Source organism: Wolbachia endosymbiont (group B) of Rhopobota naevana, from assembly GCF_947250615.1.
In the GTDB taxonomy this organism is placed as follows: Bacteria; Pseudomonadota; Alphaproteobacteria; order Rickettsiales; family Anaplasmataceae; genus Wolbachia.
Genome location: NZ_OX366333.1, coordinates 560,350 through 574,215, shown reverse-complemented (window position 1 = coordinate 574,215; position 13,866 = coordinate 560,350). Strand labels below are relative to the sequence as shown.

The window sequence follows — 13,866 nt, the reverse complement described above, 5'->3', positions numbered from 1 at the left end:
TTTTATGCATAACAATGGTGAGAATATTGGGTTCATTAGAAGTTTATTAAATGGAGATTGCCGGGGGTTTGTAGAAAGGTTTGAGTCCTTCTTGGATCAATGTCCATCTTTCTTGCACTCGGTTGGTAAGGATCGCTTTTTCCCTGCATTCTTTCTCGGTATGTTTGCTACTGCGTTTGATTCTGATATTGCAAATGATGAAAAGATTTATTTTCGTTTTGATAACGATCCAGATAACCCTAGAAAAGGAAATTTAAAGGTTGCTGTGTTAACTAACGACAGAAGTAAAAGAGGTTACAGAATTGTAAGGTGTTTCACTATTGCTGATAGACAGAATAGTTTTGGTTCAAGATTTAGTCAGCAAGAAAGGTTGTGGGTAGAGGATGAGTTACAACAACAGAATATTGTATCGCGTGCAGGACGATTTGCATGGGAAGAGTATAAAACATTTGTATGGGCATGGAATCAAGGAGAAGATGAAGAGGAGGAAGCGATAAGATGCATGAAGTTTGATGAGAGAGAAGCATTTGCCGGAAGTTCAGCATCTCCATGTAATGGATTTGAGGAAATTGTTAGAACCAAACGACAAGACTACTTGCAAAATAAAATAGGACAGTTAGCAAGTAATGATAGAATGAACGTGAGGAGATCTACTACAGGAATTTTGCAGTACATAATTGGTATCTACAATAGATATAATCATGCACTAGATTTCAATGGCAAGGAGTCAGACTATCATGGCTTTCTGTCAGGATTTTTGATGAATTTTAGGTATCGTCACACAGCCGGTATTTACCTTGAGTTGTTTGTGGGGGGTGGATATACAGATATTACTTTTCTTGTACGTGGTGTACAACGGTTAATAGATTCTGTTCCTATTATAATTGAACTCAAGGCAGGGCAAGCAATAGACAGACATGCTGATCGAGCGTTGGCACAGGCTGAAAATTACGTTACAAGATGTCCCGTTTCTTCCATATCCATACACACCTCGTCGGAGGATGCTGTTTGTGTAGGGTTAAATTTTGATTTAGACAACAACGAACGTTTGCAGCTTAGCACTCAAAACTTTTTGGAAAGAGAATCTTCTTTAATGGAAAGGCTATTTAATGGGTCTGTGGCCAGAATTCAAGAGAGCGTTAGAGACTATTTACTATATCCAGCCTTCGGTGTACCTGCTGTACCTGGTGTTAGAAATAGGGGTGGTGTTAGTGCTAGAGATAGGAGAATATTCCTCTACACAACTGGGTTTACCTTTGGAAATACCGCATTTGCAAAAAAAAGGATTATGTTAACAAGAGGAAATTGGGTAGATGTAACCAAACACTTATTCCACTATCATGATGACGATGAAATGCTAGATCCGCAAGGAGGGATCACACAGGTAAATGTCGGAGATCGTGCCTTAACTATGGTTTTATATGCATCATTAGGAAGAGAGAAAAGAGTTATTGTACTTAATGTACGTCATATGTTAGCAACTCACCAGTTTCCAGAGCAAGGTCTAGATCTATCACATTGGCCAGACACTAGAGTGTATGAAGTAGTATGTGAATTGGATCCGGCAAGAAGAGCTGAGGATGATCTTGGTTTAACTGTTGGTGTAACACCATTTCACTCACCTGCCCTCTATTTACAAAGTAAAGTAGGTGGATCTTTTCTAGGTGAATTTTCACAGATAGGTGGTGTCAGTAACGTGCACAGCATTGCAGATATAATGATGAATACTGGTTGGCAAGTACAAAATCGTCATGCACAAATGTTTCAAGCAATTTCTAATGTGCTATTTCCGTTAAGGTGGATAGTAAATAGGGATAACGCTAGAGAGGCTGGATTTCATTCCATACTGCATGGATTATTTTACGCTTGTGATAATCCAGCTAGGGTAATTATTGAATTTCAACTGGGAGGAGGAGAGAGATTAGATCTGGTATTATTACGGTCTCCAGACAGTAGAGATGGTGTTCACCCAATAGGAATAGAGTTGAAGTTTGCTGGTGCTGGTGAATTACAGCGTAAAAAGCGGGAAGCAAATAACCAACTAGATGATTATATGCATTGTAGAGGTTATAAGCGTATTACCGATGGAGACACAGTAGTTTTATCGTATGCCATATGGAATGATCGTGCACAGAGGCCAGATACTCTTATATCAGTTAAGGATGTTCTTCGTATAAAGGACAACTTAGGACACAGTTCTGCAGATGATCTTCCTGGTAGATGAGGATTACTGAGAGTTTATATGTCAAAAATGAACTACTATTAATTCAGCAACATACACCATTAAAAACTTAAGCAATACAACCATTTCTAGCAACCGAAACCAGCTAGCTTGAGAAGAGTTTGTTTTGGGATGCGTTGGTCTACCAAATGATACATACGAACTTTTCTAGATAATAATTTCATTATACGCTGAAATCAGCTATATTGGCTCACTTTTACTAAACCTACGTACGAACTGTTTTGCCTAAGCTTATGAAAATAATTTAAATCTTCTATTTTTATAACCTTATTTTTACGCGGCTTGTTCTCACAAATATACGACCCTTTTTGCAATCTTAGGAAGAGTCAATAATTCAAATTTTTGTGGCACTAAAATAGGAATTTCTTTAGTTACAGCAAGGTCTATTTTTTCGTAAGTAAAAGTGTTTTACAATTAATTATTAGAATGAAAATATCATACTTGGCTCTCAAGAAATTTCCTGTTGTGCAGTGGTAAGGTTTGGAGAAAAAGATTGGCTTGGCAACGATAATTTACTAGACTAAAGTTTATATTAAAATACAAAATGGGGTTGCGGGTATGGAATCTGGTTTGGATCACAATTACAATAAAATACTTGATATATTAAAAGGTGCTATTAAAGGCGACGATAATCAAGTTAAAGCAAGAAAACACCTTAGAGTAGAAAGATGGTTGAGGGCTTATATTCAATTAATTGAAGATTTTGATGAGGAAAAACTAATTTTTTTTTCTGATATATTCTCTGATAATTCTTGTTGGGATGGAATAAAATTAAAGAATAAAGCTGTTGGTGAAAGGCTAACTGAAGAAAAAAATAAAAATGGAAAAGAAAATCCGCTTGATCTTGCAGATAGATATTACTTGGCATGTAAATATTGTCTAGAAGATAAGATTCCTGGATTATTTGAACAAGTATTTATGAGATTTAAGAGAAGTGCCTTTGAAGAAGATGGATCTGATGATGATCTGAGAAGAGAATTATTGGAAAATATCGAAGAAACTAGCCCTATAGAAGCTTTCTGGTCTTTTCTTATTGATAAGCAGATTGGAAAACTAAACGAATATAAATCAGTTGAAGGTTTGCAAAAATCCATACAGATAAATTCTAATAAAAACTGGGAAGAAGGTATAGAGTTCTTCTATAATAAATTACACAATGATTCCAGTATTTCTAGTCAAGATAAAGATGATCTGTTAATTGAAGCAGCTTTATCTGCAGTAAAGGGTTACAAAGAAGTAGACACCATAGAGTTTTGCCTGTCTAAAATGGATGATGAGCAAAAGAAAAAATTACTAGATAGAGATTATAAGGAAAATACTTATTATGCAGTGTTGAATGTGCTAGTAGGTCAGTATTACTTTGATTCTTTTATGGAATTAATCCGATTGTGTAGTCAGATTGAATGTGAACGTTACACAACTTTTTTATCTTCATTATCAGATCAAGTACTGAAGAATCCAGATCTGTCTGAAGAAACAAAAAAATGTATGATGAATGTTTGGGAACGTATAATAAAATTAAAAACTCAAGACCGCGGGGAGCAATCTATTTCCTCTATTTTTGTAGACTATTCAGTTACATATACAATAGCAAATTTAATTGTGGATCCAAGTAGACAAGGGGTAAGTAAAGAAGAAATATTAGGGAAGATATTAAAGCACGTAAAAGAAATGAGTGGTGAAGAGATGATAAAGGTTAAAGATTCTGTATTAAGTAAAATTCAGTTATTTCATGGGGGTAAAAAATTGCAGTTAGGAGAACAAGTATTTTCTAAATTAGCTCAAGAAGCTTCTAAAGAATCAATTTTGCGTGAAGCTGGTGATACTTTGCCACAGTCAAGTCTCAGTACGACTGATACCCCATATAATATAAAATCTTTAAGCCATAGCAAATAGGAGTAATATGCCAAGTAATGTCAAGCCGCTTGAGTTGGTACAGCTTCTGTTAATGAGAAATAAATCAAAAGACGAGTTCCTAGATTTTCAAAAAAGGTTCCAATCGTTTATCAATCAATCTCCTTCTTTTTTGCATTCAGTTGGAAAGCCAGGCTTTTTCCCTAGTTTCTTTTTTGGTATGTTTGCTACTGTATTAGACACAGAACTTGCTACTAAAATTGGTATTAAAAAACTTCATTTTCGTTTTGATGATAATAGAACTTTAAAAATAGCTATATTAACTAATGAGGGACTTAAGTGTATAACGATGTCTGATCAAGTTGATGGTAACATGCATCTAAAGTTCTCTCAAGGAGAGTTAGAAAAAATAGCACAGAAATGGAAAATGGGAGCAGAGTTTGATAAACTAGAAAAAGAAGAGCATGAAATAACAATTACAGGAAAAGAAGTAAAGCACGGAAAGGTTGATCCAGCTTTTAGTAAAAAGACTGATTATTCACAAAAAGGTTTTACAGAAATAGAAAAAGATCGTGACCAACAAGACCTAGAGAGCTTAATTTCAAAATTGAGTAATCAAGATTTCGAAGAAGTAAAAAAGAACGCTAGAAGAATGTTTAATTATATTACAAATGTCTATAAGAAATATGAAAAAGAAACTCTATTTAGCGGTAAAGAATCAAGTCATCATGGGTTTTTAGCTGGGTTTTTGATAAATTTTAAGTATCGTTTTCACCTAAAACTTTATCTCGAATTATTTGCTGGAAAAGGTTACGCAGACATTATTTTGCTTGTGCGCGGTTCTGATAAGTCGCTAAGCTCTATTCCTATTATTATTGAGCTTAAAGCAGGTACTGGTGAGATAAGTACAGTGATAAAAGCATTGAAGCAAGCACAAGATTATGTTAAGGGCTCTTTTTCTAACTCTATAAGAATGATTACTATAGCTAATGAAGCTATTTGTGTAGGATTAAATTTTGACATGGTTCATCACGAAAATGTTAAAATTGATGTAGAAAATTTTCTTAGTCGAGAAGGTAATTCTGTAATAGAAAAGTTACTTGGCACTGAAGCAACGAATGCTGAGGTGATAAGAACACAGCTAGAGTATCTTTACTATGGAATTGTTTGGAGCAATGGTGGAAGTGATAATATTAATTATGTCAGCAGAATGATCTTAGGTCAGCTAGTACTTATTTCTAATATTATTAAGCGTGAAAAGTTAGGTAAACATATTTTTATTTATGATCAAAATGATAAAATGGTTACTGGATCACAGAAACGCCCAGAAGCAGCAAAAGAAAGTATTGAGGATTGTGTTACAACTATAGTGCTAACTTTAGGTAAGAAGGTGCTTATACTCAACATAAATGAAAAAAATGAATTTGCATTGAGAGTGCCAGATAATAAAGGAATTCCTATTGGGAATATTAGGAGAATTCAAAACGTCAATGACATAAAGATACAAGAAATAACCTGTAACTTATACAGTACGCCTAGTAATAAGAATCCATTTGATCAGTACTGTAATAAGAATAAGGGAATTACAGTAAATACGTATGACTCATTGGACAAATACAAAAGAGGTAAAGAAATTTTACAAGGTAATTTTACTCGAATTGTGGAAAATAAAAAATTTAAAGCAGCTTTGAGCAAAGCTATAGAATCTGGTAAATATGATGATTACAAAAAACTATTTGAAGAAATTTCTCATATACTACATCCTTTCAAATCATTAATAAGCAATGAGGCTACATTTCAAGCTGTATTGCATGGTTTATTTAGTAGCTACGGAGAAGATAATATAAAAGTTATTACTGAATTTCAAATAGGTGGTGGAGAGAAGTTGGATGTTATTTTGGTTATAAATGCTACTGATCAAAAAAAAGAATACCCCCCAGTTGGAATAGAGCTAAAATTTGCTAAGAAAGGAGAATTGGATAAAAAAGAAAAAGATGCTAAGGACCAGTTGAAAAGATATAAAGAAGGTGAAGCGTATAAGGTAATTACTGATGCTGGCAAAGTGAAACTGATATATGCTGTTTTTAATAAAGGTGCAACAGATGAAGGTTCCCTTATAAAAATTGGTAATGAGTTTGTAGAGGTAGATGTAAGACATAGCTCTGTGGTTGCTTTTGGTCAACAGCCAGGTAGTCTCCAACAACCTTATGTTAAACAAGCAGGTCTATCTCGAGCAGTTAATCAGTGATCTAGTCTTAAGAAATAGTCATCTTAAGTAGGTTATGCTGTCGGGAAGTTTTGTGACAAAGTTATAGAAGGAAAACAAAATGATCCTGATACGAGTACATCGAGTGCTGTTAAAAGTTCGTTTTCCGATACATTTATTACTAAGCATAATATGAATTACATTTATAGTAATCAATCTCCAGTGAATTCCTTAGATAGCTAAGAGCTAAAAGTATGTATTGTGTAAATAGTTACCAAGGCTGGAAGGTTTTGAACTTTTTTTCACAACACTGATGTTCTTGCTAAAATATTTTTGAAAAAGTTAGTTGACTTATAAATAATTCTCTACTAATACTGGCATGTGTTTGTTTATTCTGCTGAAGTGGCTCCGCAGGTTACTGTATAAGCTTCAGCAGTTTCCGTGCTCCTTTAAAGCATCATGCTCTTATAGTAGTGATATCAAGTATAGATCTTAACCATGTTGATTTATAGTAAAATTAGCTCAAATTTGGAGTCATAAGCAACTTTTAACCTCTCTATATACTCCATTGTTACTCACCATAAAAACTTAACAAAAGCTTAACGACGTGAGCAGTAAAAAGATTATGGTTATTGACTTAATGTTACATATCGCATACAATATATCATATATCTTAGCTTAAGGGGTAAGTATGAGTGAGTCTACTGGGATGGTAAAATCTATCATCAATCTACTAAAGCCAAAATCCAAATCAGAACTATATGATTTCGAATATGAGTCCATTATAGAACATCTATCATCTAAAGAGCATTTATTAAATGAGCTGATGAATGATATGTGGTACTCAGGAGACTTACCATCAGTTAGAAATCATAATGAACTACCTTCTTTAATTGATAGCAAACTTGGACTAAGCGAGCAAATTTGTGTTTGGTTTGCTCTGGACCATGATCTTACGCCAAGTCAAAAAATTTTAAACAAAAAGTTACTTAGTGCTCTAAAATGTTTAGCTTCTAACTGTGGTTCATTTGATAATACTGAGCCCCTTGAAGAATTTTTATATGATAATAAAAACAATAAAGATTTAAAAGTGATTCTTAACCTAAGAAGAGGAGAATCTCAATCAACAGTATTGCATGCGATTGCAGGAGCAAATATTGGTGGATTTCGTCGCACAGGAAATCAGGCTGTAGATTTACTCTTAGAAGCAGGCGCAGATCCTAACATACAGGATAGTAAAGGAAAAACACCATTATACATTGCTGCTGCCAAAGGTCATTACAATAATGCAAACTCTCTTTTCTTAAAAGGAGCTAACCCTAATATAACAAGTAGAAAGGGCAAAACTCCACAACAAATAGCAACTAATAAACTCTGCTATAATATAGCAGAATTATTTCTAACTGATAAACAGAAAAAGTTAAATGCAGAATTGTATGACTTACTTGTACTCGATTCAGACTGCACTAAAAATTTAAAGGAGTTTTTAAGTAAGCATAAAAGAGATTCAGACCTAAAAGTAGTGCTAAATATTCGGCAAGGAATGGGTGAATCAAAAGTGTTTTCGTATGTTGATCGTTTTGCTTGGGACAATGAAGGTCTTGCTCAAGAGTTAAGAAAGATATTTTTAGAAGCAGGAGCATTAGATTATGATATAAATATTTATCGTCAGCAAAAGAAAGGACAGGCCAGTAAATTACTCGTTAATTTAACTTCAAATCAAAAGGAGAAGTTAAATAATTTTTCTGATAAGGTATTTCGAGCTCAAAACATGGCTGAACTTGAAGAGATTGTAAATGATGCTATAAAGTCTGGTGTACGTTTAAATTATTCTTCTTCACAAGATTTTTTTTTAGGTAATGAGTACACTTTTACCGATTATGTGATGAAAAAAATCAGTGAGTTGGAAAAAAATCCTAAAGTTGCTAGTAGTATAATATGTCAATTAGTATCAAAAGGAGCAGTGTTTGGTAATACAGTTGATGCTAACACACTGACATCAGAATTTAAAGAGCATAAAACTAACCTAAAAAAAGCTTATAGAGATTATATTAGCAATTCTCATAAATTTATTGAAATCGCAAAAAGTGCAACCAATAGCGAGCTAAAAGATGCAAGAGTAGACAACTCCGTTTTTTACTTAGAATATTCTAAAGATAGTAAAATAGACATTATAAAGATAACAGATGGGACAAGGGATTTAGGTCTAACCGATGGGGATGTAAAGTGTGGAAGAAATATAGTAAAGATCGGTAAAAGTGAAGTAGAAATTAAAACTGAAGATGGCATAAGGAATTACACAGATCTTACAGAAGGCAGCGATATAGTATTAACCTTCTATACTAGTTTGGGAAATGTAGACGTTAGGCTGTATCCTGACGTACAGAATAAAAGCAAAATTATAGTAGAAGTGAGTAATAGAGAAGAAATATTAGAAAAATTCAAAGGTCGCGAAGAAGAGTTAGGCAATGATTGCGAGCTTGGTAACTACTGGGTCTACGATGCTATTGAACAGGGATATTTTGAAAGATCTGGTGGATTAATGCGTCCTGAAGTAATAAGCGAGTCTAACAACAAATGGACAAAACGTGAAGAGTTAAGAAGGACTTCTGATCCTAGGAGAGAAGTTTCTAGGTAGATTGATTTGCTAAAAAAGTTGAAGATTATTATTTAAATATAAACTACTATAATTTATAGGTTAAGGAGTTCGTACCAATGTCTTCTAAGAATACTCTTTTATGTTGTTTTTAAGCTGGCTACAAAATGAGGATATGGAACATACAATGGCTGGGCTGCCTTTTACACTCCAGATCTACTATTAAAATATGCAGCTAAAATTGGATACATTTTCTACCATTGTCGTATCTAGTCTGTTAAAATCTTCAATATTTATATTGATATCTTCGCATAATTAGGTGTCAACTTTTGTAACATTGATTTACTTTTCTATATCAATCTCAACATCTTTTGGTATGGTCCTTGATTCCTCTATATCAACTGCAGTAGCGGCAATTTGGCTATTTTTCCTATTTCTCAGCAATACCTTTCAATAGTTTTTGGTGTTTTCAGTTTCTCTCCTTTTGTTCTTTTTATAAATGGTGTAATTACGCCCCTAATCCATAAAATTTCTCTAATTGCTCACCCCACAGCATCGGTATTTCTCTTAAATCCACTAACCTCAAACCCCTTGGCTGCCTCCCATTTACTATATCTTCTTTAATTTTTGGTGCTAAATAATTTAATCTTAAAATTTGTTGTATACGTCTTGTACCTATATTAACTTTAGCACTCAGCTCTTTTATATTTGCGTATTTTCCTTCCTCTAGCTGACGTTTCCATAGGTGAGCCCTCACCACTGCTTTCAGTAATGCATTGTTTGTTTTCCCCTCTGGCTCTACTACTGTGCATTTGTTTCCTTTCTTTTTTATTGGTATAAATTCCACCTTATCCTCTGAGCTCACCTCTATTCCATCTTCTTTTACCATTACTCCCTTTATTAACTTTTTCACTACTTCTTTCTGTTTTCCAAAACTTAAATTTTTCCATTCTTCTCCACATTTTTCATATAAATCTTCTGCTCTTTTCATCACTTCTTTTTCCACTTTTCCTGCTACTACTGTTCGATTTACCGATTCACAACTTTTTCCTCTTAAATGGTTATTACATATATAATATCGGTACCTTTTATTCTCTTTTTTTGAGTACGTCAAAGTCATATTTACATCACAGCTTTTGCACTTAATTATTCCCTTTAGCAATGCTTCCTCATATTTTACTTTTCTATATGGTTGATTCTTTATCAATTCCTGCGCTTTTTGCCACTTTTCCTCTTCTATTATTGCTTCATGTTTTCCTTCATACTCTTTCTCATAATGCCGTATTTTTCCCATATATATTGGATTTGTTATTATTCTCCTCACCGTTGCTTTTTTAAAGATATCAAACCTTGCTTTCGTTCTGTAACCTTGACTATTTAACTCCCTTGCCAATTCTGCCATTGATTTTAGCTCCATATACCTCTCAAATATATGTTTTACCGTCTTTGCTTCTTTTCCATTTATTATTAATTCCTTATCTTTCACATCATACCCAAGCGGTAAAGTTCCACCCATCCATAATCCTTGTTCTTTTGATGTTGCTATTTTATTTTTTACTCTTTCCACTATCATTTCTCTTTCTAGTTGTGCTGCTCCTGATAACACCGTTTGTACGAACTTTCCCATTGGCGTATTATTGTCAAATATCTGCGTTACTGCTACAAAATTTACTCTATGTCTTCTAAAAAATGACGTTACTTCGATGCTGTCTTTTGTTTCCCTTGATAACCTGTCTAGCGTATATACTACTACACAATCTACTTCTCCTCCTTTAACATCTTCAAATAACTCCTTTATTGCTGGTCTTTCTAAGTTTTTTCCTGAATATCCGCCATCATCGTACCTTTTTGCCAATGCTACCCATCCTTCTCGGCTTTTTATATATTTTTCACATGCTACACGTTGCGCATCAAGACTATTAAACTTTTGTTCTAGACCATCTTCATTTGATTTTCTCGTATATATTGCACATCTTACTTCTTTTAGCATTCTCTCTCCTCAATTTCCACTTTTGTCACGCATCCCGAATAATAAAGGTCCGTTGTAGCTCATTCCCATTATTTTCCCGGCTACTGCTGACAATGACGTAAAAAATTCTTCTCTGTAGATTAAACCCTTATCTGTTACCATTACCGCATGCGTCTCTTCCCCTCTCTCTAATATTAATTCTGTCCCTTCTACTGGTAATTTATCGCTACTTATTCTTTTTCCTTTCTCTAGCCGATCTGCCAGATACTCTAGTCTTTTTGTCCCCTTTCTTGACATTTCTCCATACGCTTTTTCCTGCATTCTATAAGCTAATCTTGGTATCAGATATTTCTTTGAGTATCTAGGCGCCTCTTCCCCATATACCTTCTTCCATATTTTTCTCATTTCACCCAAAGGTTTTTTCTCTAAATTCATTACTTTCTTTTCTATTTCTTTCTCCATATTTTTAGCCCTTCATAAATAGCTTTTCAATTCTGTCTATTTCTTTCTTCAATATTTCAGTGATCTCTTTACTGTTTTTCGCATAATCCATTGCTGTCATTCCAAATTTATCCGCTTGTTCTATTTCTCCTCCAGCCTTCACTAATTCTTTCACTATCTCTTTTTCGCCTATCATGCATGCAAGGTGCAGCGGTGTGCATTTATTTCCATATTCTTCCGCATTTACATTCCCTCCTGATTTTATCAATTCCCTCACGATTTCTAGACGTTTCTCCGTTACCGCTAGGTGCAGTGCTGTGTATCCTTCTACATCTTTAGCATTCACATTCGCTCCTTTTTCGACTAATAATCTCACTGTTTTTGCGTCTACTGCATAATGTAGTTCCCTTTTCGTCTCTTTCTTTTTAAATGAGCTCTCTAATAGAGATTTCTCTTTCTTACCAAGCTTTATCATAATCTACCCCTACCTTTCTTTAAACCTAAGCCTTCCTTTTCACCACCTCATCTATCATCTCATTTACTTGGCTGATTATCTTGCTTGCTAAATTTTGACATTCTTTCTTTATTAACGATTTGTCTCTCTTCCTTATTTCTTCTATCTCTATTATTTTTAACTCTGGTAAATAACTCCCATTCAACATGTCTGCTATTTCTCCCACTAGCCCCTCTATTCCATAGCACGTCAGTTCTCTACTTTTTGTTATTCCTCCTTTTTCTCTCAAAAATTTACTTGCCTTTTCACTCTCTTTGCTATCACATAGGCAATACTTTTCACTTTCCCAGATGTAATACATTGGTGTTGCACCATACTTATTCAGTTGATTAACTTCAGCTCCTGCCTTTACTAGCTCTTTTATTATTTCAACTCCTCCTATTTTGCACGCAGAGTGCAGTGGCGTACATCCAGTAACATATTGAGTGGCATTTACTTCTGCTCCTTCTCTTAGCAGCACTTTTACATTTTCTAAGCTTTTCGCAAATACTGCACAGTGCAGAGGTGTATAACCATTTTTATCTCTTGCATTTACCTCTGCTCCTTTCTTTATTAAGAACCTCACTGTTTTGTAATTGGAGATTTCTACTGCTTGGTGTAATATCGTCTCTCCTTCTTCATTTCTTTTATTAATATCCTTACTTGATACTTCTTTACAAAACTTACTAAAAGATTCTTTGCTAAACTTCATACTTACCTCACAAAATTAGCTTTTCTAGCGCCAGACAAATTTCTTATATTTACCTGCCGCTATTCAAGTCATGTCCTTTTTAGCATGAGAAAGCAAGTCCTTTTCTTTTTATTTCATACATTTTAACCTATTATTAATATAATATATGAGGATCTAAATATAAGTATTTAACTTATTATAGATATTACTTGACTATTTTTCCAACTTCTGTGCAAATGTCGATGTTCGTGCCACTTCAGTACTCCTGGATAAAATACTAAAATGTGCTTTTCTAATTCGTGTATTGAGTCTTTTTGCTCTGAATATAAGTCGTTTTTATAGTAAATGTTGTGTTCTGCTAAAACATATTTTCTGACCTTCTGATCTGTATAATTTTCTACTTTGTAACGATGGATAATACTGAATCTTTCTAAAATTGGCTTGTGTTTTAAATTCCAACGTTGCCCTGAAAGTTTATCGTTTCCCAATACAAATTTATTTCCTTTTTCTTCTACGCTACTTACTGGAAAGCACCCATTTATTTCTCCTAATTTCCAGCTATCTGACAGTACAATCTGTGCTTTGGCAAACTTTATTTCTGGAAATAAGCTCTGTGATAGAGGATATAGTGCTTTTAAGTTGTACCACTGATGACTTCTTTCATAAATGCCTTTGTAATCCTTTGTATGAGCCTCTGTTTCTCCAAGTACTGCTACATCTAATCGATATATGTCATTACTAAATGTTTGTTCATAATGCTCTCTTAAATAGTTGTCTACAATCTCTACTAACGGACCACTAGACCTGAAAAAATTTACTCTTCCAAATGATAACACTGGTCCATCTTTTTCTATTTTTACCCCTGAATAATCAGAAAGAAGATCTCCAAATAAACTCTCATCCAATATAAATCTCTGCACATTATAATAATCGTTAAAAATCCTCATCAATCTGGATCTTACAGGCAGTGATAGTTTTGCAAGTTCTACTACTGCATCTACGAAGAAGTCATTTGGTACCTCTTTTATCCCTACTTGCAACTCAAAAAAATGTTTACCAGGTGGTTCTTCAATAATTTTAATATCTTCTATATTTGCCCATTTTAGTGCTATTTTTAGTGATGCTGGAGTTCCTCGCAGTCTTTGAAATTTTACTCCTTCTATTACGGCTTTTCTTCTATCTTTTACCCAACGCAGTATCTCTTCTAAACCATATTCCTCAATCAACCACGGCAATATTTTTTCCCCTAGGCTAAATTTAAATCCTCTTATCCTGCTTGGATCAACTTTATAATCGATTGCATTAACCAGTGCTTGCTCTTGCTTTGTTGCGTTTGGCGGTAATAAACTTTTCATTTGTCTTTTCTTTCAAGTT

Annotated in this window: 9 protein-coding genes; 4 read left to right on the top strand and 5 right to left on the bottom strand. The window is 34.1% G+C overall.

What is annotated here, in order from left to right; all coding sequences use genetic code 11:
- Window positions 1-4 precede the first annotated feature (4 nt).
- The 4 genes from OOL01_RS02810 to OOL01_RS02795 all read left to right on the top strand — a co-directional run bounded on the left by OOL01_RS02810 (window position 5) and on the right by OOL01_RS02795 (window position 8,940).
- Window positions 5-2,224 (top strand): hypothetical protein, encoded by a 2,220-nt coding sequence (locus OOL01_RS02810; protein ID WP_264687088.1) that lies wholly within the window; start codon window positions 5-7, stop codon window positions 2,222-2,224.
- 576 nt (window positions 2,225-2,800) lie between these two features.
- Window positions 2,801-4,138, top strand: coding sequence for a hypothetical protein (locus OOL01_RS02805; protein ID WP_096097233.1), 1,338 nt, complete (start codon window positions 2,801-2,803; stop codon window positions 4,136-4,138).
- Window positions 4,139-4,145: 7 nt separating this feature from the next.
- Window positions 4,146-6,344: a hypothetical protein gene (locus OOL01_RS02800; protein WP_264687087.1), complete on the top strand. Its 2,199-nt coding sequence runs from the start codon at window positions 4,146-4,148 to the stop codon at window positions 6,342-6,344.
- A gap of 649 nt (window positions 6,345-6,993) precedes the next feature.
- On the top strand, window positions 6,994-8,940 hold the full coding sequence (locus OOL01_RS02795; RefSeq protein ID WP_264687086.1) for an ankyrin repeat domain-containing protein: 1,947 nt from the start codon (window positions 6,994-6,996) through the stop codon (window positions 8,938-8,940).
- A 466-nt stretch (window positions 8,941-9,406) separates the two neighbouring features.
- Here OOL01_RS02795 and OOL01_RS02790 read toward each other — a convergent pair whose 3' ends face one another.
- The 5 genes from OOL01_RS02790 to OOL01_RS02770 form a co-directional block, all read right to left on the bottom strand.
- Complete coding sequence (locus OOL01_RS02790; protein WP_264687085.1) at window positions 9,407-10,888, bottom strand: recombinase family protein; 1,482 nt, start codon at window positions 10,886-10,888, stop codon at window positions 9,407-9,409.
- A gap of 9 nt (window positions 10,889-10,897) precedes the next feature.
- A complete protein-coding gene (locus OOL01_RS02785; RefSeq protein ID WP_264687084.1) occupies window positions 10,898-11,329 on the bottom strand; it encodes a DUF2924 domain-containing protein in 432 nt (143 codons plus the stop codon).
- A gap of 4 nt (window positions 11,330-11,333) precedes the next feature.
- Window positions 11,334-11,783, bottom strand: coding sequence for an ankyrin repeat domain-containing protein (locus OOL01_RS02780; RefSeq protein ID WP_007302882.1), 450 nt, complete (start codon window positions 11,781-11,783; stop codon window positions 11,334-11,336).
- Window positions 11,784-11,808: 25 nt separating this feature from the next.
- Complete coding sequence (locus OOL01_RS02775; RefSeq protein ID WP_264687083.1) at window positions 11,809-12,513, bottom strand: ankyrin repeat domain-containing protein; 705 nt, start codon at window positions 12,511-12,513, stop codon at window positions 11,809-11,811.
- 167 nt (window positions 12,514-12,680) lie between these two features.
- Complete coding sequence (locus OOL01_RS02770) at window positions 12,681-13,847, bottom strand: phage tail protein (RefSeq protein ID WP_264687082.1); 1,167 nt, start codon at window positions 13,845-13,847, stop codon at window positions 12,681-12,683.
- Window positions 13,848-13,866: the final 19 nt, after the last annotated feature.

Bases quoted from the DNA above. Each gene is read 5' to 3' on its own strand.
- OOL01_RS02810 (WP_264687088.1), top strand. From the start codon at position 5: ATGCATAACAATGGTGAGAATATTGGGTTCATTAGAAGTTTATTAAAT.
- OOL01_RS02805 (WP_096097233.1), top strand. From the start codon at position 2,801: ATGGAATCTGGTTTGGATCACAATTACAATAAAATACTTGATATATTA.
- OOL01_RS02800 (WP_264687087.1), top strand. From the start codon at position 4,146: ATGCCAAGTAATGTCAAGCCGCTTGAGTTGGTACAGCTTCTGTTAATG.
- OOL01_RS02795 (WP_264687086.1), top strand. From the start codon at position 6,994: ATGAGTGAGTCTACTGGGATGGTAAAATCTATCATCAATCTACTAAAG.
- OOL01_RS02790 (WP_264687085.1), bottom strand. From the start codon at position 10,888: ATGCTAAAAGAAGTAAGATGTGCAATATATACGAGAAAATCAAATGAA.
- OOL01_RS02785 (WP_264687084.1), bottom strand. From the start codon at position 11,329: ATGGAGAAAGAAATAGAAAAGAAAGTAATGAATTTAGAGAAAAAACCT.
- OOL01_RS02780 (WP_007302882.1), bottom strand. From the start codon at position 11,783: ATGATAAAGCTTGGTAAGAAAGAGAAATCTCTATTAGAGAGCTCATTT.
- OOL01_RS02775 (WP_264687083.1), bottom strand. From the start codon at position 12,513: ATGAAGTTTAGCAAAGAATCTTTTAGTAAGTTTTGTAAAGAAGTATCA.
- OOL01_RS02770 (WP_264687082.1), bottom strand. From the start codon at position 13,847: ATGAAAAGTTTATTACCGCCAAACGCAACAAAGCAAGAGCAAGCACTG.